17 protein-coding genes and 2 riboswitches are annotated in these 21,826 nt (G+C 45.8%); of the genes, 8 read left to right on the forward strand and 9 right to left on the reverse strand.

The window, feature by feature from the left end; genetic code table 11:
* Positions 1–4 precede the first annotated feature (4 nt).
* From OIU26_RS12640 to OIU26_RS12650, 3 genes are all read right to left on the reverse strand, one after another.
* Positions 5–1,588: an ABC transporter substrate-binding protein gene (locus OIU26_RS12640; RefSeq protein ID WP_264217021.1), complete on the reverse strand. Its 1,584-nt coding sequence runs from the start codon at positions 1,586–1,588 to the stop codon at positions 5–7.
* Positions 1,589–1,807: 219 nt separating this feature from the next.
* A riboswitch (cobalamin riboswitch) is annotated at positions 1,808–2,011 on the reverse strand.
* Between the two features lie 767 nt (positions 2,012–2,778).
* Entirely contained in the window at positions 2,779–4,086 is a 1,308-nt protein-coding gene (locus OIU26_RS12645; RefSeq protein WP_016822599.1) for a nucleobase:cation symporter-2 family protein, read from the reverse strand.
* Complete coding sequence (locus OIU26_RS12650) at positions 4,080–4,697, reverse strand: xanthine phosphoribosyltransferase (RefSeq protein ID WP_264217127.1); 618 nt, start codon at positions 4,695–4,697, stop codon at positions 4,080–4,082. Before OIU26_RS12650 ends, OIU26_RS12645 begins: the two co-directional genes overlap by 7 nt.
* 156 nt (positions 4,698–4,853) lie before the next feature.
* Positions 4,854–4,957, reverse strand: a riboswitch (purine riboswitch).
* Between the two features lie 327 nt (positions 4,958–5,284).
* Here OIU26_RS12650 and rhaB point away from each other — a divergent pair.
* The 5 genes from rhaB to OIU26_RS12675 all read left to right on the forward strand — a co-directional run bounded on the left by rhaB (position 5,285) and on the right by OIU26_RS12675 (position 12,391).
* Positions 5,285–6,766 (forward strand): rhamnulokinase, encoded by a 1,482-nt coding sequence (rhaB, locus tag OIU26_RS12655; RefSeq protein WP_264217022.1) that lies wholly within the window; start codon positions 5,285–5,287, stop codon positions 6,764–6,766.
* Positions 6,767–6,778: 12 nt separating this feature from the next.
* Positions 6,779–8,035, forward strand: a complete 1,257-nt coding sequence (gene rhaA / locus OIU26_RS12660; RefSeq protein ID WP_264217023.1) for an L-rhamnose isomerase — start codon at positions 6,779–6,781, stop codon at positions 8,033–8,035.
* Between the two features lie 52 nt (positions 8,036–8,087).
* Complete coding sequence (rhaD, locus tag OIU26_RS12665; protein WP_264217024.1) at positions 8,088–8,933, forward strand: rhamnulose-1-phosphate aldolase; 846 nt, start codon at positions 8,088–8,090, stop codon at positions 8,931–8,933.
* A 184-nt stretch (positions 8,934–9,117) separates the two neighbouring features.
* On the forward strand, positions 9,118–10,011 hold the full coding sequence (locus OIU26_RS12670; protein WP_058711908.1) for an AraC family transcriptional regulator: 894 nt from the start codon (positions 9,118–9,120) through the stop codon (positions 10,009–10,011).
* Positions 10,012–10,153: 142 nt separating this feature from the next.
* Entirely contained in the window at positions 10,154–12,391 is a 2,238-nt protein-coding gene (locus OIU26_RS12675) for a GDYXXLXY domain-containing protein (protein WP_264217128.1), read from the forward strand.
* Between the two features lie 188 nt (positions 12,392–12,579).
* Here OIU26_RS12675 and mmuM read toward each other — a convergent pair whose 3' ends face one another.
* On the reverse strand, positions 12,580–13,527 hold the full coding sequence (gene mmuM, locus OIU26_RS12680) for a homocysteine S-methyltransferase (RefSeq protein ID WP_264217025.1): 948 nt from the start codon (positions 13,525–13,527) through the stop codon (positions 12,580–12,582).
* Between the two features lie 292 nt (positions 13,528–13,819).
* Between mmuM and OIU26_RS12685 the strand changes: the two genes are divergently transcribed.
* Both OIU26_RS12685 and OIU26_RS12690 read left to right on the forward strand, forming a co-directional pair.
* Positions 13,820–14,875, forward strand: a complete 1,056-nt coding sequence (locus OIU26_RS12685) for an AEC family transporter (protein ID WP_264217026.1) — start codon at positions 13,820–13,822, stop codon at positions 14,873–14,875.
* 17 nt (positions 14,876–14,892) lie between these two features.
* On the forward strand, positions 14,893–15,912 hold the full coding sequence (locus OIU26_RS12690; protein WP_129550243.1) for a 2-hydroxyacid dehydrogenase: 1,020 nt from the start codon (positions 14,893–14,895) through the stop codon (positions 15,910–15,912).
* A gap of 51 nt (positions 15,913–15,963) precedes the next feature.
* Here the strand turns inward: OIU26_RS12690 and OIU26_RS12695 are convergent, their stop codons facing one another.
* Both OIU26_RS12695 and OIU26_RS12700 read right to left on the reverse strand, forming a co-directional pair.
* Positions 15,964–16,701 carry a response regulator gene (locus OIU26_RS12695; protein ID WP_264217027.1) on the reverse strand — a complete coding sequence of 246 codons (738 nt, stop codon included), beginning with the start codon at positions 16,699–16,701 and terminating at the stop codon, positions 15,964–15,966.
* Positions 16,698–18,284, reverse strand: coding sequence for an ATP-binding protein (locus tag OIU26_RS12700; protein ID WP_264217028.1), 1,587 nt, complete (start codon positions 18,282–18,284; stop codon positions 16,698–16,700). The genes OIU26_RS12695 and OIU26_RS12700 overlap by 4 nt, the downstream gene beginning before the upstream one ends.
* A 289-nt stretch (positions 18,285–18,573) precedes the next feature.
* Here OIU26_RS12700 and OIU26_RS12705 point away from each other — a divergent pair, with 289 nt between their 5' ends.
* Complete coding sequence (locus tag OIU26_RS12705; protein WP_013373763.1) at positions 18,574–18,756, forward strand: hypothetical protein; 183 nt, start codon at positions 18,574–18,576, stop codon at positions 18,754–18,756.
* A 101-nt stretch (positions 18,757–18,857) separates the two neighbouring features.
* Here OIU26_RS12705 and OIU26_RS12710 read toward each other — a convergent pair whose 3' ends face one another.
* The 3 genes from OIU26_RS12710 to rlmN form a co-directional block, all read right to left on the reverse strand.
* Positions 18,858–19,790 (reverse strand): dihydroorotate dehydrogenase, encoded by a 933-nt coding sequence (locus OIU26_RS12710; protein ID WP_013373764.1) that lies wholly within the window; start codon positions 19,788–19,790, stop codon positions 18,858–18,860.
* Positions 19,771–20,472 (reverse strand): dihydroorotate dehydrogenase electron transfer subunit, encoded by a 702-nt coding sequence (locus tag OIU26_RS12715; RefSeq protein ID WP_264217029.1) that lies wholly within the window; start codon positions 20,470–20,472, stop codon positions 19,771–19,773. The genes OIU26_RS12710 and OIU26_RS12715 overlap by 20 nt, the downstream gene beginning before the upstream one ends.
* A 140-nt stretch (positions 20,473–20,612) precedes the next feature.
* On the reverse strand, positions 20,613–21,710 hold the full coding sequence (gene rlmN / locus OIU26_RS12720) for a 23S rRNA (adenine(2503)-C(2))-methyltransferase RlmN (RefSeq protein ID WP_058830965.1): 1,098 nt from the start codon (positions 21,708–21,710) through the stop codon (positions 20,613–20,615).
* Positions 21,711–21,826: the final 116 nt, after the last annotated feature.

Genomic DNA, 21,826 nt, shown 5'->3' on the forward strand with positions numbered 1-21,826 from the left:
CCCGTTATTCCGCAATATCAGATTGCGCTGTAATGTAGTAATACTCGATCGGATGCGGCGTAAAGCCCTCTACCCCTTTTTTCACGCCAAACACATTGTCAGGGTGTACAATGAACGACTGCGGCAAGTCTGTATTGATGATATCCAGCGCTTGCAGTGTTACCGCATTACGCTGTGCGGTATCCTTTGCCAACTTCAGGCTGTGAAGAATATCCTCCAGCGGTTTGGAAGCATAACGGCTTACATTAGCTTCACTTGTAGAGGAGTAGAACATGTCCATAAAATACTGCGGTTCTCCTGTATGGGCCGTGAGCATGCTGTACATAGCAAAATCCCAATCGTTTTTGGTCAACGCCTCGTCGATATTTTCCACCTTGCGAATCTTGACCTGGATTCCCTCATTCAGCAACTGGCTCTGAATAACCTCAGCCATGACGGATAGCTCCGGACGCTGAGGGAAGGTCAGCAGCGTAACCTCGAATGGCTTGCCCTGCTTGGACCATGTGCCTTGGGCATCCTTCTGCCAGCCATCCTTCGTCAACAACTGCTCTGTCGTTCCGTTCAATGCTTTACGCTCAATCTTACCGAAGGGAAGAATACTCGGAAACGGGCTGCTTGCTTCCGTACCGAAGCCCCTCATGACGGCGCTCACAATGGATGCGCGCGGAATCAGACTGTCCACCACCTTACGGTTGGTCGCATCCTTGAACACAGGCGATTCCATGTTGTACACAATCATATGGGTACGCAAGGACGGAGCCGACAGCACTTGTAGCTTGTCGTTCTTTTTTAGTACCTCTGCGTTATCTACCGGAATATCCGTCGCTACATCCACCTCACCGGATTGTAACGCCATCAGGCGCGAATTACCGTCCGTAATGAATTCCATCGTTGCTTCAGCCAGTCGTGCCTTTTCGCCCCAATATCCGTCATAACGCTCTACGACCAAGGATTGATCCTTGTTAAAGGCTTTGATTTTAAAAGCACCTGTCATTGCAGGGTAGCTCTGCTCATCTTTCATGGATGCCACATCCAGCACGATCGTTGACGGATCAGCCAGATTGGATGCCAGCGCTGCATTCGGCTGGTTTGTCGTGATTTTCAGCGTCAGCGGGCCATTTACATCAATGGACTTCACATCCAGTAAATCCTTCGCCAGGTGACTTTTCTCGATAGAGCGCAGCAAAGATGCTTTTACGCTTGCTGCATCCATACTCTTTCCATCATGAAAAGTGACCCTATCCTGCAAGCTGAACGTCCACACGTTAGGACTGTCGTGCTTCCATTCCTTGGCTAGCCAAGCCACAGGCTCCAACTTTTCATTCAAACGAATGAGTGTCTCACCGGCACCGGAACGCATCACATCCCAGCTATTGTCTCCATGCGGATCGACGCCTGACGGTTTCCACGTATACGCCATCACCAGCTTTTTACCTGCTGGAGTCTGTTGTGCAGGCGTATTCTCACCCTTGCCTGAGCTATCCTCCGTCTTCGTGGCTGTGCCGCATCCCGAAAGAGCCATAACTGCCATCAGCAGCAGCAATCCTGTACATATGAACCATGAACGCCTATTACGATTGCCTATCATCCCACATGTCCTCCTCTATCTTGTAAAATATCGTATAAACCTAACGCAAAACGCGAAAAAAGCATTCCCAACCACTTGACCAGCAGTCAGAAATGCTTTCATTATAAAATGTCAAAACTCACCTCAAAGCCAACTCCAAAAACATAGAAGGGATCAGATCGGTTTCAGACATTCCGTATGCAGCACGCCTAACCACCTCCCCAGCATCCCGTGGGTCTGACAGTGATGTCAAAACAGGCAGGTCTCCTGACTCCAGGCTTATCTTTCAGGCCTTCCCGGTTCCTCACAGTTCCAGTGGCTATTCTGAAAGCTCCAGCAGTACCCTGCTGATGCCTGTATACAGTGGCGGGTCCGTGTCGGAATCTACCGAACTTCCCTTTTAAGTGAACACGCTCAACAACTATCTACATCGTCTCAACAAAACCTCGTACATAGAGTTGTCCCGTTCACACCTGTTTTCTTCCTTTATTCCTTTTTATTACGATTTAGGATTATCTTATTTTGTTGCTACTGGCTTGTCAACAAATGTTGCGTAATAATTTAAATTTGAACGATATAGTGTGAATCAAGACCATGGCTCTTCATTGCTTGCGCGCAATTGAGGGTATGTCTTAACGTTGCGTGCACGCAATTCACGTGCTAAAATTAGGTATAGAGATACCCACCGTATCCGTATACTAAAAAGAGCCTTCGCCGCTCCAACGGCAAAGACTCTTAGGACTTGAAGGGCTGTGGATCACCACGGCGCGCTAAATGCTTAGCTAAACCCACCGTTAGGCGCCTAACCTAATTACGCGGTGGGTTTTCGCTTGTTCCGAAATTTCCGACGCAGCCATCGATAAAGCTTACGAATACTAAACACCAGGCTTAGTAACGTAACCATCCAACGTAGCACATCGTAACACGACACAAGGTTGACCATCGGCTTCACCCCCTTTCGGGAAGCTGCGCCATGGTCCGAAAACATCCACCACTATTCAAAGTCCATAAGGTAGATTATACCACTCCTTCACCTACTACTCTAGCAAACTTTTCTAGTAGGTTCTCAATCCCCCATTTTCATACAAGAAGGGTGTTTATCAATAACTTCATGCTGCTTAATAAATAACTCGCTCTGGGTAACCCCATGCCAAACAGCCGGAAAAGAGGCTACCCCCTCTCTCCGGCTGTTTTGGTTTATTTCCTATTCATCAAACCTTCTGTGGAACCTCCGAGACATTTACACCTTTGACCGATTCACCCTGTTTTCTTGCCAAAACGATGTTCAAGACAATTGCCGTAATCGAGCCCGATACAATACCATTTTGCAGCAGCATTTTGGCAAAGCTAGGCAGTTGGTCAAACATTTGCGGCAGAACAGCTGAGCCTAGGCCTACAGCAATACTGCATGCTGCGATCAGCAGATTGCTTTCCTTCCGCAGATCTACTTCTGACAAAATAGACATACCTGATGCAGCAACCGAACCAAACATGACGATCATCGCCCCACCCAGCACAGCGTTAGGAATCACTGTCGTCAAAGCAGCCAGCTTAGGCAGCAAACCGAGAACGACCATAATGCCGCCCGCAGCAAAAATAACGTTACGCGATTTGACGCGAGTCAGCGAGATCAGACCCACATTTTGCGAGAAGGCCGTGTAAGGGAACGCATTAAAAATACCGCCCAGCATAATCGCAAGCCCTTCCGAACGAAGTCCATTGACGATTTGCTTTTGTTCCACCTTCTGATCAATCGCTTTACCTACTGCCAGATAAACCCCCGTAGACTCGACCATGCTGACAATATTGACGATAATCATCGTGCATACCGCCATAATGCTAAATTCTGGCTTGCCAAAATAAAACGGCTGCGCAATACTCACCCATGAAGCATCCGCTACGGGAGCAAAATGCACCATTCCCATCGCATAGGCGACTACAGTACCTGCGAACAGACCAATAAGCACGGAAATCGAGCGTAAAAAGCCCTTAGCTACTCGATTGACAAGCAGAATAACCAGTAGTGTAACCAGTGCCAGCAGCAAATTACGCGGCTGTCCAAAATCCGCGCTGCCCTGACCACCCGCTACATTGTTCATCGCCACCGGAATAAGGGATAGACCGATAATCGTAACGACCGAGCCGGTAACCACTGTTGGGAAAAAGCGTAACAGTTTGCCATATAGCGGTGCCGCAAGCACCACAAATATACCGGACAAAATGATGGCACCGTATGCTGTCGCCAGATTTGAGGTCGAAGCAATTGCGATAATGGGTCCTACTGCCGTAAACGTACAGCCCAAAATGACAGGCAATCTACTTCCAAAAAAGCGTGTGCCCATAATCTGTAATAACGTAGCAATCCCGCAAGTGAATAGATCAGCAGCCACTAGATAGGCCATCTGGGCTGGCGTCAGGTGAAGTGCTCCCCCTACAATCAGAGGAACAGCAATGGCTCCGGCGTACATCGCCATGACATGCTGGAAGCCCAGCGCAAATAATTTTTGTTTACTTAACATCCCACATTCTCCTTAACGGGAGGAATCACCGTGCCAGCTTCCTCTATAAAATGGACTTCGCCCGGTGCCATGGAAGCGATACGCGCAAGAGAACGTACGGCAATGCCCCTTTGCTCCAACAGCCCGCGACCTTCCTGAAAGCTCTTTTCAATTACACAGCCGACTCCGGCCAGTTCCGCTCCTGCTTCCTTCACAATATCCGTAAGTCCGACCAAAGCTGCACCAGTAGCCAAGAAATCATCCACGATCAGTACATGGTCGCTAGCATCGAGATATTTTTGGGAAATGCTCACCTGATAGGTTTCCTGCCGAGTGAATGAATGAACCTCTGCGAAGTATACCTGTTCATTCAGCGTGATCACCTTCTTCTTCTTCGCATAAATGAACGGTACCCCCAAAGCAATAGCAGTAGCCATCGCAAATTGAATGCCACTAGCTTCAATGGTAAGTACCTTGGTAATCGGAGCACTGCCGAACAGGCGTGCGAACTCCTTGCCAATCTCCAATGCTAATGCTGTATCCACCTGATGATTCAAAAATGAATCTACCTTTAACACCGTATCGGATAAAATCTGTCCCTCTTGACGAATACGTTCTTCCAAAGCTTTCATTATGCGAATATCGCTCCTCTGTACTTTAAATAGAATAAAACCTGCTAAAACCAAAAAAGGACAAGCTCCCTTGAGTCGTTTCTCAAGTGAAGCCTGTCCTTGGGGTCGTAATCCCTGACGGATTGGCGCACAAATAAAATGCCCGCATTCATCCGAAGCTGATGCGCTATCACTCATAGTCGGACGATTACAGTGGTCATCCGGTAGAAACTTTTGGGCCATATCCCCAATATTATACGAGTCATATGAAATTGATATCTTGTATACTACACCCTCTGGCGGGCGGTTTCAAGACTATTTTTCATACAAACAGCGGCATTTGGAGAACCTTCCACAATTTGAATATCGCAGCAACACACCGATCCCTGTTTGAGGTATATATATAGTAGCAAACAGATATTAAAAAACGGAAAACAACACAAAACAATATTTGTTTTTAATTTTATTTTTAATTCCAAAGGTAAAACCAAGATTTTCACTTCCGTTTATGTTGACTACACAGACAAACGGAAGTAGTATGGAATTAGTTAAGAAACAAAAGGCAGACTTTGGGGCTGCCAGGACTTCACCATGCAAGGAGATTAGATATGAACAACTATCTTGCTGTTGATATTGGAGCTTCAAGCGGAAGACTCGTGAGTGCAACTCTACAAGGTGAACAAATTCACTTGCAAGAGCTTCATCGTTTCAACAACTCCTTTACTGAGAGGCACGGGCACAATTACTGGAATATAGACAATTTATTTGATGAGATCATTCAAGGACTGCAAAAGGCTAAGCAAAACGGGATTGAATCCTGTACGCTCGGCATTGATACATGGGCTGTAGATTACGTGTTACTTCATAAGGAAGGTCATCGCATCCATGAGGTGTACGCATACCGCGATGCACGCACTCTACATGCCCCCGATAAGCTGCACCAGCTCATCAGCCGAGAGGATGTATATGAGAAAACGGGCATCCAGGAACTAAACTTTAATACCTTGTATCAGCTGTTCGTCCATGATCGGGAACAACTCGCCCAGGCAGATAAAATATTGATGGTTCCCGATTATCTGTACTATCGCTTGACTGGCATTATGGTCAATGAAATGACCAATGCATCCACGATGCAGCTTCTCAACGTAAACACCCGAGAATTTGATGAGGATCTGCTCTCCCTGCTCCAGCTTCGGCGCAGTCAATTTTCGGAGCTGGCTGAGCCTGGACGCGTCCTGGGCCCCATCTTGCCGGAGCTTGTTCGGAAATATGATCTTCCAGACTGCCAACTCATCCTTGTGCCTACGCACGATACCGCCTCAGCGGTTGCAGGTGTTCCATCACCGCGGGAAGAGTCTTGGGCTTATATTAGCAGTGGAACATGGTCGCTACTGGGTATGGAACGATCCCAACCCTTGAATACCAAGACAGCTATGCAGGCGAACTACACCAATGAGTGGGGCGCTTACGGCACGTACCGTTTTTTGAAAAATATTATGGGCTTATGGATGATTCAGGAGGTTAGAAGAGAGGGAGGCTCTGCACATAGTTTTGCTGAATTGGCCGAATTGGCTTCAGCAGAGACACCATTTGTCAGTCTCGTCCTCTGCAACCAGTCCTCATTCTTAAATCCAGATAGTATGACCCTTGAGATTCAGAGGTTCTGTGAAGAAACCGGGCAGCCTATCCCGCACACACCTGGCGCGCTTGCCCGCTGTATTTTCGACAGTCTGGCCTTAAGCTACCGGGATGCCCTACATGAGCTACAACGTTTAACAGACGAAACGATTACCCGATTGCACATTGTCGGCGGAGGCGCAAACAACGAATTACTATGTCAGCTAACAGCCGACCTTTTAGAAATCGAGGTTCAGGCAGGACCTTCCGAATCGACGGCCATCGGCAATATTGTCGTGCAATTAATCAGCTCTGGTGCTCTTGGAGATCTGAAAGCTGCTGTCCGAACCATAGCTAACTCCTTCCCGACTCGGCTATATGAGCCGCAATCAGTGGAAGGCATGAAAGAGCTTCTGGATCGCTGGGAACGCCTCAAAATACAAGCAACATCCCCTACTCACATATCTCAATAAAGGAGTAAAATCATGAACGAAGCCATTGAAGCGAGTTATAACGAAGCGAAAAGGCTGTATGCCCGCCACGGTATTCAGGTGGATGACGTTTTACGGAAACTCTCACAAATTAAAATATCACTACATTGCTGGCAGGGAGACGATGTGCAGGGTTTCCTGTTCAAAGATAAACAGCTTAGCGGGGGAATTGCCGTAACAGGCAACTACCCAGGTAGAGCAGGCACGCCTAATGAGCTGCGTCAGGATTTAGAAAAAGCTCTATCACTCATCCCCGGTAAACACAAGGTTAATCTGCATGCGATCTATGCGGATACTACAGAACAAGTAGATTTGGATCAACTGGAGCCACGCCATTTTCAGAACTGGGTAGACTGGGCCAAACAGCAAGGGCTTGGACTTGATTTTAATCCGACCCTGTTCTCCCACCCCAAAGCGGAGGATGGCTTCACACTAAGTCACAAGGATCCGGATATTCGCGATTTCTGGATCACACACTGTAAAAAATCACGCAGGATTGCAGAACATTTCGGTAAAGAACTCGGTCAGCCATGTGTCACAAACCACTGGATGCCGGATGGTTACAAGGATACCCCGGTGGATCGCTTGGCTCCAAGAGAACGTCTGCGGGACGCTATGGACGAAATTTTCAGTGAAGAAATTAGTGAAGATTACAACATCGATGCAGTTGAAAGTAAACTGTTCGGCATCGGTTCGGAAAGCTATGTCGTCGGCTCTCATGAGTTCTATATGGGTTACGCCCTGACACGGGGTAAATCTATCTGTCTCGATTCCGGTCACTTCCACCCGACAGAAGTCATTTCGAACAAACTATCCTCTGTGCTGATGTTTACCGATCAATTATTGCTCCATGTCAGCAGACCTGTTCGTTGGGATAGCGATCATGTCGTGACGATGGACGACGAATTGCTGGACATTGCCCGTGAGCTGGTGCGCGGTGAGCTGCTCTCCCGCACTCATATCGGCCTTGATTTCTTTGATGGAAGTATTAACCATGTGGCTGCTTGGGTCATTGGAACACGCAACACCATCAAAGCGTTGCTTCGCGCCATGCTGGAACCGATTGAGGAACTGAAAAAGGCCGAAGAGGAAAGAGACTTCACGACACGCCTTGCCTTGGTCGAAGAGTTTAAATCCTATCCGTTTGGGGCTGTATGGGATTACTATTGCGCTCAAAACGGCGTTCCCGTTCGTGAGGAATGGCTAACCGAAGCTAAAAACTATGAACAACAGGTCCTGCTGAAACGATAAACTACTGCACTGATAATTTTATATTCATATCATCCAAAGGGAGAGATCATCCATGACTACTGTGCTGGAGAATCAAAAAGAACGAAAATCAGGACTGGATATCCCATTTGTTCGAGAGATGGCGGAAATTACGCAAAACATGTGGAAATTCGGCTGGGATGAACGCAATGGAGGCAATATAAGTTATATTCTGGATGAGGCCGAGGTTGCCAAATATATTGATATTCATAAAGTCATTCGAACGATTAAACCCGCTTTCCCAGTGAATGAACTGGCAGGCAAATATTTTATCGTCACTGGATCAGGCAAGTACTTCAAAAACGTTATTGCCGATCCGGAAGCCAATTTAGGAGTCCTGCGTGTATCCCAAGATGGTGAGCAGTTAGAAATTTTGTGGGGCCTCAAGCATGACGCGGTTCCTACCAGCGAATTGCCATCTCATTTTATGAGCCACATTGAACGCTTGAAGGTCGATCCTAACCATCGGGTTGTGATCCATAATCATGCCACTCATGTCATTGCCATGACCTTTATTCATAGTCTGGACGAAAACCAATTCACCAAAACGCTGTGGGAAATGTGTACCGAATGTATCGTAGTCTTTCCAGACGGTATCGGTGTAATTCCTTGGATGGTGCCAGGCTCCAGCGAAATCGGCCGCGAAACAGCGAAAAAAATGAAGGATCATCACGCTGTATTATGGCCTCATCACGGCATTTTCGGAACAGGTAGCTCCATTGATGAAGCGTTTGGCCTGATTGAAACGATTGAAAAAGCAGCACAAATTTATATGCTGATTGCTCAGCATGAGATCAAGCAACGGATTACAGATCAGGAATTGGCCGATCTGGCTAAAGCCTTTAATGTTACCCCAAAAGAAGGAATCCTGAACGTATAGACATAGGCTAATCGTATAGCACCGAACTCTATAAGGCTCCACGGCTCGTCTCTTACCAGCCATGGAGCCTTTACCGTTTTAATTTTATAACCCCAAATTCCAATGAATTAACTTGTAATTACACTTTCCTTTATATACAATAAAATCAAAATTCCCTTATCTCCACCAAAGGAGAGGTGACAATATGAGAAGAACAAAGAATGAAGATCACTTCGACATCGTGGAAGACCATTATTTCACAACAACCGAACTAGAAAAATCCAGTGCTATTTGGCCGGTCAGACTGGGTATGGATATTTCGAAAACAAGCTGTCATGTCGGCCCCAAGGCTGTCCCTTATTTTTATTTTATTTTTGTACTTGAAGGGCAGGCTGAGTTCATTTATAAGGAAAAGAAGTATCGAGTCCAAAAGTCTGATTTATTCTGTTTTTTCCCCCATCTTGCCCATGAATATTACACCAACCAAGAGCACCCGTTACAAAAGGTATGGATTGCCTTTGAGGGACCAAAATCACTGGCGCTACTCGAGCGGATCGGGATTACCCCCTCTAAGCCATTTATAGCTAACGCAGTGAGCGAGGACATCCTCGAGCTTATCTCCAACCTATTTTCCATCGTCAACGACCACAACAGACAGGGCAGCGATCTGGCCCGCTTAATTACACTACACCAGATCTTCGAGGAGTTGTCCCGCAACACATCTGGCGCGCTGCGCAACTCTGTATGCTCTGATTATTGGCTCCAGCAGGGGAAAGATTACATCGAAATGCATTATTGTGACCGTGTTACAATCGAGCAAATTGCTGAGCATGTAGGTGTGGATCGTGCGCATTTTTCACGTAAGTTCCATTCCACCTTTCTCATATCCCCCGCCAAGTATTTGCAAACTCTCAAGATTAACGAAGCCAAAAGATTGCTGGAACAAACTACTTACAATTTGTCGATTATCGCCCAATCCATCGGATATACCGATATGTCCACCTTTTCCAAAGCATTTAAGAAAACAGCAGGAATCCCACCCCGAGAGTATCGCTTCCGGCATCAGTCCCGGCAAGAGATCCGCACTGCCAACGCTTAGTCGGAATCCAGTAATGATACAGGAGAACCACCACATACGGCGGCTCTCCCTTTTTTATGACCTGATCCTAATTTGTACTTGGTTCTGAGCGCTATCAACGCTATAATAAGCATCAAACCAACAGGAAAGGTACGTGAATTCCATGCTGCGATTCAATGCTATACGTACAGGTTATCTGCTGGGCATCTCACTGATACTGGCTGCGATTATTTATTTTTTCGCCTCCAATTGGGGCGGACTGGATCGGACAGTCAAAATTGTGCTGGCTATTGCGCTTATTGTTTTGTTTTATGGCTTATCTTTTGTATTTGCACGTATACGTGCCGTTCCCGGGCAACAAGCTTTTCTGTCCAATATATTTCTGGTGGCTGGCTGTGTAGCCTTCGGCGTTTCCGTGGCGTTGCTCGGTCAAATTTACAACTCCCATGCGGACAGCTACGGGTTGTTTTTCATTTGGTCAGTGCCGGCTTTACTGCTTAGCTGGATTACTCGCTACAATCCTTTATATATGCTGTCTTATGTACTGATTCATTTGGGGGTATGGCTTTACTTCTATCCAACGATGCAAAGCGCGTCTTATAGCCAACTGGAATCGTTGTCCATCGCTGGAGTGTTCGCAATATTCAATCTGGTGCTATTTCTATTGACGTTCCTTCATCGTATACATTCGGCTCCACTACAATATATGAGCTTTACTGTTCTCCATATAGCTATGTTGGCGATGACCAACTCCTTTGCATTCGATGGATATGGCCTGATCATGAATATACCGCATATCGCTGTGATTGCTTTAGGATTTTATATATTTATCAAGGTTCGGCTGAATAAAACGTTACTGACCTTGAATGCATTGGCGCTCTCGGCGTTTGCTGTCTTTAAATTTATAGAGCTGGCAGAGGCGTACTCTTCATCACTATTCTTTGTTTTCGGGTTGATTTTTGTGGCACTGCTATTGACGGGTAACGTATGGTTTTTCCGTTATTTAAATCGTTTGGGAAAATCGTCTCCGGATGAGACAGCCGTCCCTGAGGAACATAGCAGTGAGTGGATCACCAAAACCGTATCTCGCGTAATCAAAGTGGTTGGAGTGCTGATTGGCAGTATATCTCTCATCGGACTGATTATGATTAGCACGAATGTAAACCACACCGAATATGTACTGCTGGGCGTGTCTTTGCTGCTGATGATTACGATGATCGTCATACCAGAGTCCAAGCTGGATTCTGTAATCCGTTATACGCTGCTGACCATCAGCTATATTACCGGCCTGGCGGCCATTCTATGGTCAGATCAGACGATACTTTCGGTATTATTTCTGATCGTTTCCATCGCCGGATGGTTTCGCTCCAAGGGGAAAAGGCAGCGATTTTTTGCCTATACTTTTGTAAACCTGAATATGGCAACTGTTTTGTTTCAACAGTATCAAGAGTGGGATGGCTGGAACTGGACCTATAAGTTCATCATCTTCGCCCTGTTCGCTCTCAATGCTGTGTTATATGGGATAAGCTACTTTAGACCCAAGACAGAGCTAAAAGGACATCTTCGGGATAGTTCATTATTCTTCAGCTTATTGTTTCTGTTTTGGACGACGTTTTTCGAGGATGTCATTCCACACTCTTATATGTTCATGAACATTTTTTATTTTGTTATCGTTACATGGATGGTCTTTGCCTTTATCCGTCACAAACAAAAATCGGAGGCTATTACGAGCGTCGTATTCTGGTTTATTTTTATCGGCTTCAAATACTATGATTTACTGTGGACGCTGCTGTATAAATCTTTTACACTGGCGCTACTGGGGATCATTGTACTGGGAATTACCTGGTGGCTCGATCGACGAATGGCCCATAGCGGCAAAACAGCGTTCGATGCCGACCACCGCAGCTTTAGCTTTATGCGCTTAAGCCCGTTACTCATTGCCATTGTCATTGTGCTACAGCTAGGGATTATCGGCTATCAGACGGCGAGAAGTGAAACCCTGCTCGCCACAGGTGCCTCCGTTAAGCTCAAGCTGGCTCCTATAGACCCGCGCTCCCTGTTGCAGGGCGATTATGTGGCACTGAATTACGATATTTCTCCCCCTCCTTCCAAGAACCCTCTTCAGGAGAAGGATTGGAACCGAGGCAAGGTTAAAGTCGTTCTCACACCAGATAGCCAAGGAGTATACATTGCTGATCGTCTATATCAAGATGGTGAGAAACTTGCCCATCATGAAATTGTTCTCAATGGACAATGGAATGGTTCTCGTATTCTGTACGGTATTGAGAATTATTTCATTCCTGAAGGAACTGGACGTACTGTTGAACAGAACGCTCATTACGCCTATATTCGGGTCAGCCGCAATGGAGACGCGTTGCTGGAACGTTTGGTGGAAAGCTGATCTGGATTGGCAAAGAGGTAGAGAGGTAGAGGTATTGAACGAAGCGGGGCTTTAAAAATTTATTTGTACAAAAAGCAGGCTGAACCAGGTTGCTCCATTGCTGGAGCATAACTTGGTTCAGCCTGCTTTTTCTTTTGCGGCAATGGAGGAAAACTCAATGATAACCTTTCCCTAAAGCTTATCCTCGTTTATATCTCTCTCGACCATGCCACGATTTCTTTAATATCCTGCGGCTGAGTCCGACAACAGCCACCAATCATACGCGCTCCTGCTTCATACCACTGCCGGGCACTCTGTCCGAACGTTTCTGTACAAGTATGGCCCTGCCATGTCTTGGTGACCGGGTCATATTCCTCCCCCAGATTGGGATATACCACCACCGGCTTGTCCGTATGGCTGTGTATTTCGTGAATAAGAGATGGAATGAATTTGGGCAACGTGCAATTGATCCCTACCGCAGCCACCTGCTCATGCTCATTCAGCCACTTTGCACATGCGGCGACAGACTCGCCATTACTGATATGCTGCTCATCCTTTGCACTAAAGCTGATCCAGGCATACGTACCGGGGAATTCCTTCAGCAAGCGGGCAATAGCCTTGGCTTCCACCAGACAGGGTATCGTTTCACAAGCTAAAATGTCTGCTCCCGCCTCGATCAGAGCTTTCATGCGCGGCCTGTGAAACTCCATAAGCTGCTCTTCGCTCAGCTTGTAATCACCGCGATACTCTGAACCATCAGCCAGAAAAGCTCCATAGGGTCCGACAGAGGCCGCAACCAGCGGCTTGGGACGATGCTGCTGACTTGCAGTAGCCGTCAAATCGGCCCAAAACTCATCTCGTGCCTGTACAGCAATCAGCACCGATGACTGAATCAGCTTCAACGCCTCATTTTCGCTTAGCCCTCGTTGAACGTAGCCTTCCACAGTGGCCTGATAGCTCGCCGTAATTGCACAGTCTGCCCCAGCCTCAAAGTAATCTCGATGTACACGCTTGATCGAATCCGGATGTTCATAGAGTATTTTGGCCGACCATAAGCTATCGTTCAGATCATGCCCATGACGTTCCAATTCAGTCGCCATTGCGCCGTCCAGCACGATCAGCTGAAATTTGTTCACTATACGTTGTATCGGATTCATGCGGCCCCTCCTGCTTGTCTAATCTATTTAACCCACTGACTAGGTTGGAATTAACTTTTTTATATTATAGCATGTATGTTGATGGGCACCTCACATTTACATCCTGATGTGACGTATAAATTTTTTAAATTAGTTTCATAAGTTAAATTAATTAGATATTGTTCTTTTTTTCACAAAGTTTTTTTACTATAAAGGTGCAAACCAAACACTTTGGCCAAAAGATCAGGGAATTGCATTGTCACATTTTGCATCGGCATTTATGTGAAAAAAGGTACAAGAGAGGGTTTTATCTATGTCTTTACTAGAAATGATTACATCGACCTTAACAGATAACAGTATTGTCAGTTCTATCGCTTCTACCGTTTTTATTATCCTGCTCGGCTTTTTTTGCCGCAAGAAGGGGATTTTTACAGCAGCCGTAGGAAAGATGCTATCTAAGGTTGTTCTCACCGTGGCTCTACCAGCACTAGCCTTTAATTCTTTCATGCAGGATATCAATCCTACAATATTAAAACAGGGCATGAATGTTTTAATATGGGGGATTCTCATTTATATCATTCTCATCTTTATTTCAAAGCCGTTCTTCCTGAGCTACAACAAGGATAAGCAGGATGTTTTACGGGTACTAACCATTTTCGGTTCTACTACTTTTTTCGGAATTCCCATTGTCGGTGCCATTTACGGTCCTACCGGAGTGATGTACAGTTCCATTTTTAATATAGGCTACCGCATTTTCTTATATTCTTATGGCTATATCAAAATGAGCGGCTTAAAAATGGAGCTTAAAAATCTCAAAACTATGTTTTTGAATCCGATTGTTATTGCGACTTTTATAGGCTTGTTTGTTTGGTTGTTCCAGGGTTATTTACCACAAATGAGTGTGGCTACAGAGGATGGGGCTATTCAGCAGTTTGCCTTTCTAAGAATTGATCAAACCGCTGTCTGGTTGTTCAAGCCCATGACCTACCTTGCCGGACTAGCTTCTCCATTGGCCTGGTTATCGATTGGTTCAACTTTGGGTGAAATCAGCTTCAAGTCGGCAGCTACAGACAAGACATCATGGTATTACAGCCTTGTTAAAGTTTGGCTGGTACCTATTGTGAACATCGTTTTGCTGGCTTTGTTGACTATATCTCATATTCTGTCGGTCGATACTGTCGCTTTATCTACCATTGTCATTATGATGGCTACTCCTACAGCTACCGTAGCCGCAGCCTATGCCATCAGTTTTGATAAGGAAGCTGTACTAACTTCCAACGCATCGCTTCTATCAACTATCACTTCCGTCGTCATGATTCCGGTGTGGATTATTACGCTCAATGTCATCGATAAAATTGGAATTTTCTAAATCAGGGGGAAAACAACATGTTAAAAATCATCTGCTATGGTGCCCGTTCATATGAGAAGCCCTATTTCCATGAGCTTAATAAATATAATTTCCAGCTAACGCTAGTAGAAGAGCTGCTGACCTCCAGCAATGCAGAACTGGCGCAGCATCACGATGCTGTTTTGTTAAGAGGAAACTGTGCTGCCAATCGGGAGAATCTCGCAAAATTCAATCAGTACGGCATTCAATATATTTTTACCAGAACCGTCGGAATCAACCATATTGATTTGGATGCCTGCAGTGAATTTGGAATGAAGGTCGCACGTGTGCCATCCTACTCTCCGAATGCCATTGCAGAGCTATCCTTAACGCTTGCTATGATGCTGCTCCGTCACACCGCTTATATGACTACCAAAAGCTCTTTCAAAAATTTTATTGTGGACGAGCATACGTTCAGCAAAGAGATTCACAATTGTAAAGTTGGGATTATCGGGGTCGGTCGCATCGGCCTGACGGAAGCCAAATTATTTAAAGGATTAGGAGCTTCTGTTATCGGCTATGATGTGTACCAATCGGAGGCTGCCAAGGCCGTCATTCCATTCACAACCTTGGATGAACTACTGGCAGAGAGTGATATCGTCAGTGTGCATGTTCCTTACCTGCCGGGACAGAACGACCAAATGATTAATGCTAGCTTTTTAGCAAAAATGAAAAAAGGGTCTATTCTCATCAATACCTCACGTGGGGAATTACAAGATAACCAAGCCATTCTGGATGCTTTGCTCAGCAATCATTTGGAAGGGTTCGGAACAGATGTCTTTCCTAAAGAGGAAGAACTATTTTTCAAAGCATTTGACCCATGGCAAATGCTCCCGGACCCAACGATCCAGAAGCTTGTGGAGCTGTATCCAAGAGTGTTGGTCACACCTCATGCCGGCTCGAATACCGTTACTGCGTTATCCAACATGATTGAAACCAGCTACGAAAACTTCCATGATATCATTACAACTCATTCTTCGGACAATCTGGTCCCACTTCCTGTTCTCGCTATGAAATAGGGTAGGAAGCTTGGCACACTCATTGGACAGTAAAGAACCGCTATCTCCAGATCATACTGGAAATGGCGGTTCTTTTATATCCGAATTGATCTGATAGAGCATTAGCGGCCTTCCAACCTTGTGGTATTCTATCGATTCAATCAGGAAGCCATCGTCTACCAGGAACTGAATATATTTTTTGACTGTAATACGGGACAAGTCCACTTCTCTGGCTAATGTTTCAACCGAAAAAGGTCCGTCCAGCTCTTGGATACTCTTCAGTATGGTAGTCATTGTCAATTTGGACAAGTTTTTAGACAGATTTTTCGATAGATTTGGGGAAAGTTGTTCAGCAGGTTTTTTCTTTTCTACACCCATAGGCTCTTCTTTATTAAAATATTGATCAATGACAGCTTGATTAATTCCGTTCCCTTCCTCCATCACCGTGGCCAAACACTGGATTTTCTCAACAGCCAGCTTAAAGCGTTCGAATGTAAAAGGCTTAATTAGATAGTCTGCCACTCCATAGAAAACAGCTTCCTTTACCGTTTGGATATCTTTTGCAGCCGTAATTAAAATAACCGAAGCATGGTACTGCTGCTCCTGCATATGGGATAACAAGGTTAATCCACTTTTTCCGGGTAAATAAACGTCCAGCAATACCAGATCAGGTGTGAACTTCTGAAGACAATCCTGTGCCTTCTGGACAGTATCTGCTTTACATACCACATCCAAGTTGTCCATACGCTCAATAAACTGTTGATTGAGCTCAGCAACCATAGGATCATCCTCAACAATGAGTACCTTCATTCACTCGTCACCTCCAATGTACAGGGCAACTCTACATAGATACTTGTTCCCAGACCAGGTTGGCTGTCAATCTCAATGATGCCCTGGTGATTGTCCACCATGGTTTTAACCAGATTCAAACCGTACCCCCTGTCCTCTCCTTTGGTTGAGAAGCCATGCTCGAATATTCTTTGTTGCATTTCAGAGTCAATTCCCATACCATTATCCTTCACTTTCAAAATGAACACATTTCCCTCACACTCATAATTCAATTTCAATTCAATTTTGCCGGGTTGCCTTTTTTGTAAAATGGAGTCTATTGCGTTGTCAAAAAAATTGCCCAATATGTGTATGACATCATGAACAATGTCCTGCATCTCCAGATTGGAGACATTCGAGCTTTCTTCCAGTAACACCGAAATATTCTGCTCGCGTGCTTCGTTGATTTTCCCCATAATAAAACCTGCTAAAGCCGGAACCTTAATCCTCTCTGTTAGAAAGCCTACTTCATTTTGATACCGGTGATTTAGCTGCTGAATATACTGACTGACTTCTTCATATTTCCTCATCTCAATCAGTCCGGAGATCACGTGCATTTTGTTCATAAACTCATGCGTCTGTCCGCGAAGAGAGTTAATATAATATTTTGTGCCACTCAACTGATTGCTAAGATGAATCATCTCGGATTGGTCGCGCAGTGTAGCAACTGCCCCAAAAAACTCATTTTCTACATGTATAGGGGTTACTGTCGCGATGACTTCTATACCATTCACATAAAACGAGCGGTCCTTGATCTTCTTCTTACTATCAAACACTTTCTTGAAGAGCGCGTTATAAAAGTTGGCATCGATCTGCTCGCCAATCGGGGCTTTTTTGTCTTGATTCGCCAGTTGGTACTTGGCCTGAGCTTCCTTGTTCATAAGCATAATTTTCTTGTCAGCCGAAATGGCTATAATTCCTTCAGCGACCTCGTTTTCAATAATTACTTTTTCACGTAATCGTGTTGCTATCTCTTGTGGTTCCAGCCCAAATAAGATCGTTTTGATTTTTTGTGCCAGAATGATCGCGCCCAGAACTCCACTAAAGAGTCCCAGCATCAGTCCTCCAAAAATGGTATACTGCGCCTGCATCAAATCATGATTTAGCGTTCTCATGGTCAGTCCTACACATACAATGCCAATGACCTCTTTCTGTTGATTAAATATCGGCGTAAAATAACGGTAGCCTTGGCCTAAAACACCGATATTTTCAGAAAAATGTCCCTGACCGGATAGTGCTTTTCTGGCATCGTCCAAATCAGAGAATGGCTTGCCAATCATGGTTTCATTCGGATGGGAAAGCCGAATTAAATCGTGGTTCAGAATGACTACAAAATCCACATTAACGTTATGCATTACTCCAAGAGAATAGTCTTGGATCTGCTTCACAGGGACTCCCTGCTCAACATTACGAATAACATCGTTGTCACTGGCTACCACCTTGGCAATACCCGAAAGTTTTTCCTTCGTATTATCAAAGTGCTTGTTAATCACGAAATTACGAATGAGAAGCAAGGATATAATCAAGGAAATAATAATAACTAAAACAACCAAAATAATAATCATGAATTGTAGCGAAACTTTGAATTGTCTTCTCGGTTTCAACTTACCTTTTAACCGCAACCCTATCACCCAGCTTCTTTATCAAGCTCTCCAATGGGAAGAAGAGCCTATCTTGCCCCTATAATCCCTTTTTATTCGACATCGTTTGACAAAATCCCTTCTTATTTTACAAGCTTTACACGCCCCATTAGTGGATAATGCAGCCTTTACCTGAAATAAAACAATATGCTGAATAAGGAAAGGTCAATTCTCCATAATAAGGACGTATACCTGACGAAAGGGAGGATAACGGATGATTGACAATCTCGAGAGCAATTACGACTGCGCTCATGCAGGAGAAGACCTTCATCAACTCAAGCAGGAGCTCGCTACGCTTCAGGCACAAGGTGCCAATGACCAGGCATCCAAGGAAGCCATTCATCGGCTGGAAAATCAAATTTCGTTCATCTTGAACAAATGCGATATTAACCATTAATCAAGTCTGGCTGGTTCGGTAAAATAAAATACAAAACCGGCTTGCCTTAGAAGACAAGCCGGTTTTGTATGCTCAAACTTATACACAAATGAGTGCTAAATTCACAAAATTCCTCGTATCTCATCCAGGGACTGCACCTTTTCCTGCTGCATCCATTGTTCTAGCCCATATACCAACTCAGCTCCTGCATGTAAATGGACAAAATTATACGTTCCCACCTGAATGGCGGCGGCCCCTGCCATCGTGAATTCAATAATGTCCTCCACAGAGCTGATCCCGCCCATCCCGATCACGGGAATGGATACCGCCTGCGCCACCTGGTGAACCATGCGCAAGGCAATCGGCTTGATTGCCGGTCCGGAAAGGCCTGCATACGTGTTGGCGAACACACTGCGGCGCCGGCGTATATCTATTTTCATTGCAGAAAATGTATTGATCAGCGAAACGCCGTCGGCGCCTTCTTCCTCGCACATAACCGCCATCTGCGTGATGTTCTCTGCATTTGGAGACAGCTTGACAACTAGCGGAAGCGCCGTCACATTGCGCACCTGACGCACCACCTCCCGCGCTACCTCTGTCTGGATACCAAATTGCATTCCGCCCTGCTTCACATTGGGGCATGAAATGTTCAATTCCAGCATGTCAACGCCTCTGCGGTTCATTGTACGGCGTTTTTGCGCGTTTTCCGTAATCATAGCTACGGCCTGTACGTATTCCTCCAGATTGGAGCCGCCCACATTGGCAATAACAGCCGTATTCCAGCGAGTCATGTCATCCAGTTCATCCTTCAAAAAAGCCGCCACACCCGGATTTTCCAATCCTACACTATTCAGCATGCCTGATGCTGTCTCATGTATTCGTTGCCCCGTATTCCCCGCCTTCGGATGAAGGGTTAGCCCCTTGCCGACGATGCCGCCGAGTAGTTCAGGAGAATAGAATTCCGCATACTCACGCCCGAACCCAAACGTACCGGATGCCATGATAATCGGGTTTTTGAACGGTACACCTGCTATATTACACGCCATGGAGATCATCGAACTCCACCTCCTCCACCGGGAATACAGGCCCTTCCTTACATACCCTCCGATTGCCTCCACGGGTACGCACGGTGCAGCCCAAACATGCGCCAATGCCACAGGCCATATGTCTTTCTGTTGAAATATATAAGCGGGACGCTGTACCCGCCGTTTTCAGCGCGAGTGCTTGCAACATCGGAGTTGGCCCGCAGGAAAACATATTCGCATAGCAAGCCGGATCGACCTGCTCGACGATGCTCCCCCCTACCTTGACCTCTACAGATGCTGCCGCAGCCTCGAACGCTTCAACCCCGAAGGCCTGCTGTGCAAACCCCAGATAAACGTCTGCATGCGGGTAATATTTTGCAGCCAATAACAATGGTGCTGTACCCATGCCACCGCCGATTAAAGCCAAACTGCCCTCAACCTGCGGAAACCCGTTTCCAAAGGGTCCTTCCAATTGAATCTCCTGACCAGGCTGTAATTGGGAAAATAGATGGGTCCCCTCTCCAACAACCCGGTACAAAAAGGAAATGCTCTCTTCCCCAATATCATAAATGCTGATGGGTCTGGGCAGCAGTGGGTAACCATTCCCGCTGCGCAGCATGTAGAACTGACCCATCTTCCCCTTAAATTTCCCCTCTATCTTCATCACATAAATGCCCGGAACGAGCCCCACATTTGAAATTACGTTAGCCATATAACCCCTCCACTAACCACTCACTATAACGTAAAAGCAGCAACTATTACGTGACTATTTTCACATTTATAGTTGACGTTTTGTTCGATGGCTCATGTATACAAAAAGCGTACTCCTGTTAGAGAGTACGCTCGTATATTTTAACTAATAGCTTCGCGCTCCGCATTGCGGCTGCTATTGGCATCCTTGCGAATTTGCTTGCTGCGCAGCTGTCCGCAGGCCGCATCAATGTCGACTCCGTGCTCCAGCCGAACACTACAGCTAATACCTTGTTTTTTCAGAACATCATAGAAGCCAGTAATCGATTCCGACTCACTCCGCTGGTATTGACTATGCTCATCCACCGGATTGTATGGAATCAGGTTCACGTTCGCCAGATTGCGACGATGGCCCACCAGCTCAGCCAGTTCGAGCGCATGCTCCTTACCGTCATTAACATCCTTCAGCAAGATGTACTCCAGCGTAATCCGACGATTGGTTTTGTCCAAGTAATAATCAATTGCCTGCATGAGCTTCTCAATCGGGATCGCCCGGTTGATCTTCATAATGCGGGTACGAATCTCATTATTCGGAGCGTGGAGGGAGATCGCAAGATTGACGTGCAGATCGGAATCAGCAAATTCAATGATTTTATCGGCAAGGCCACTTGTGGACACGGTAATATGCCGCGGCCCAATCGCCAGCCCTTTATGATCCTTAATGACCCGAATAAAATCGGACAGGTTCACAAAGTTATCAAACGGTTCGCCAATTCCCATTACCACAACGTGACTGACCCGGTCGCCCGGACGTTCCTGGTCCAGATACAGCTGCACCTTCATAATTTGTCCTACGATTTCACCACTGGAAAGGTCACGGCTCTTCTTCAACAGCCCACTTGCACAGAAGCTACATCCAATGTTGCATCCCACCTGCGTCGTCACACATACGGATAATCCAAACTTATGCCGCATTAATACCGTCTCAATCAAATTACCATCCTGCAAACGGAACAAAAACTTGACTGTCCCGTCTGCTGATTGTTGTTTCACGTGTTCTTCCAGGGTTTCAATAGAGAAGTTCTCTGCCAACAGGCGAGTACAATTCTCATGAACCTCTGTCATCGCCGCAAAATCAGTAATCCGTTTCCGGTACAATGCGTCCCATACCTGCAATGCCCGAGATTTTTTATGTCCATGCTCCATGAGCCATGCTGTCAATTGGTCTAGCGTTAATCCATAAATGGATTCCTTTTTCATGTTCGATCCTCTTTTCAAACGTTAAAATTCGTATTTCTATATATAAACCCTAGCCATCACGACTCGTCTCAACTATCATTGCATCATAGCATGTTTGAGCGCTCTGCGCTATTCAA

This window comes from Paenibacillus sp. BT-177 (assembly GCF_025846815.2).
GTDB lineage: Bacteria > Bacillota > Bacilli > Paenibacillales > Paenibacillaceae > Paenibacillus > Paenibacillus polymyxa_C.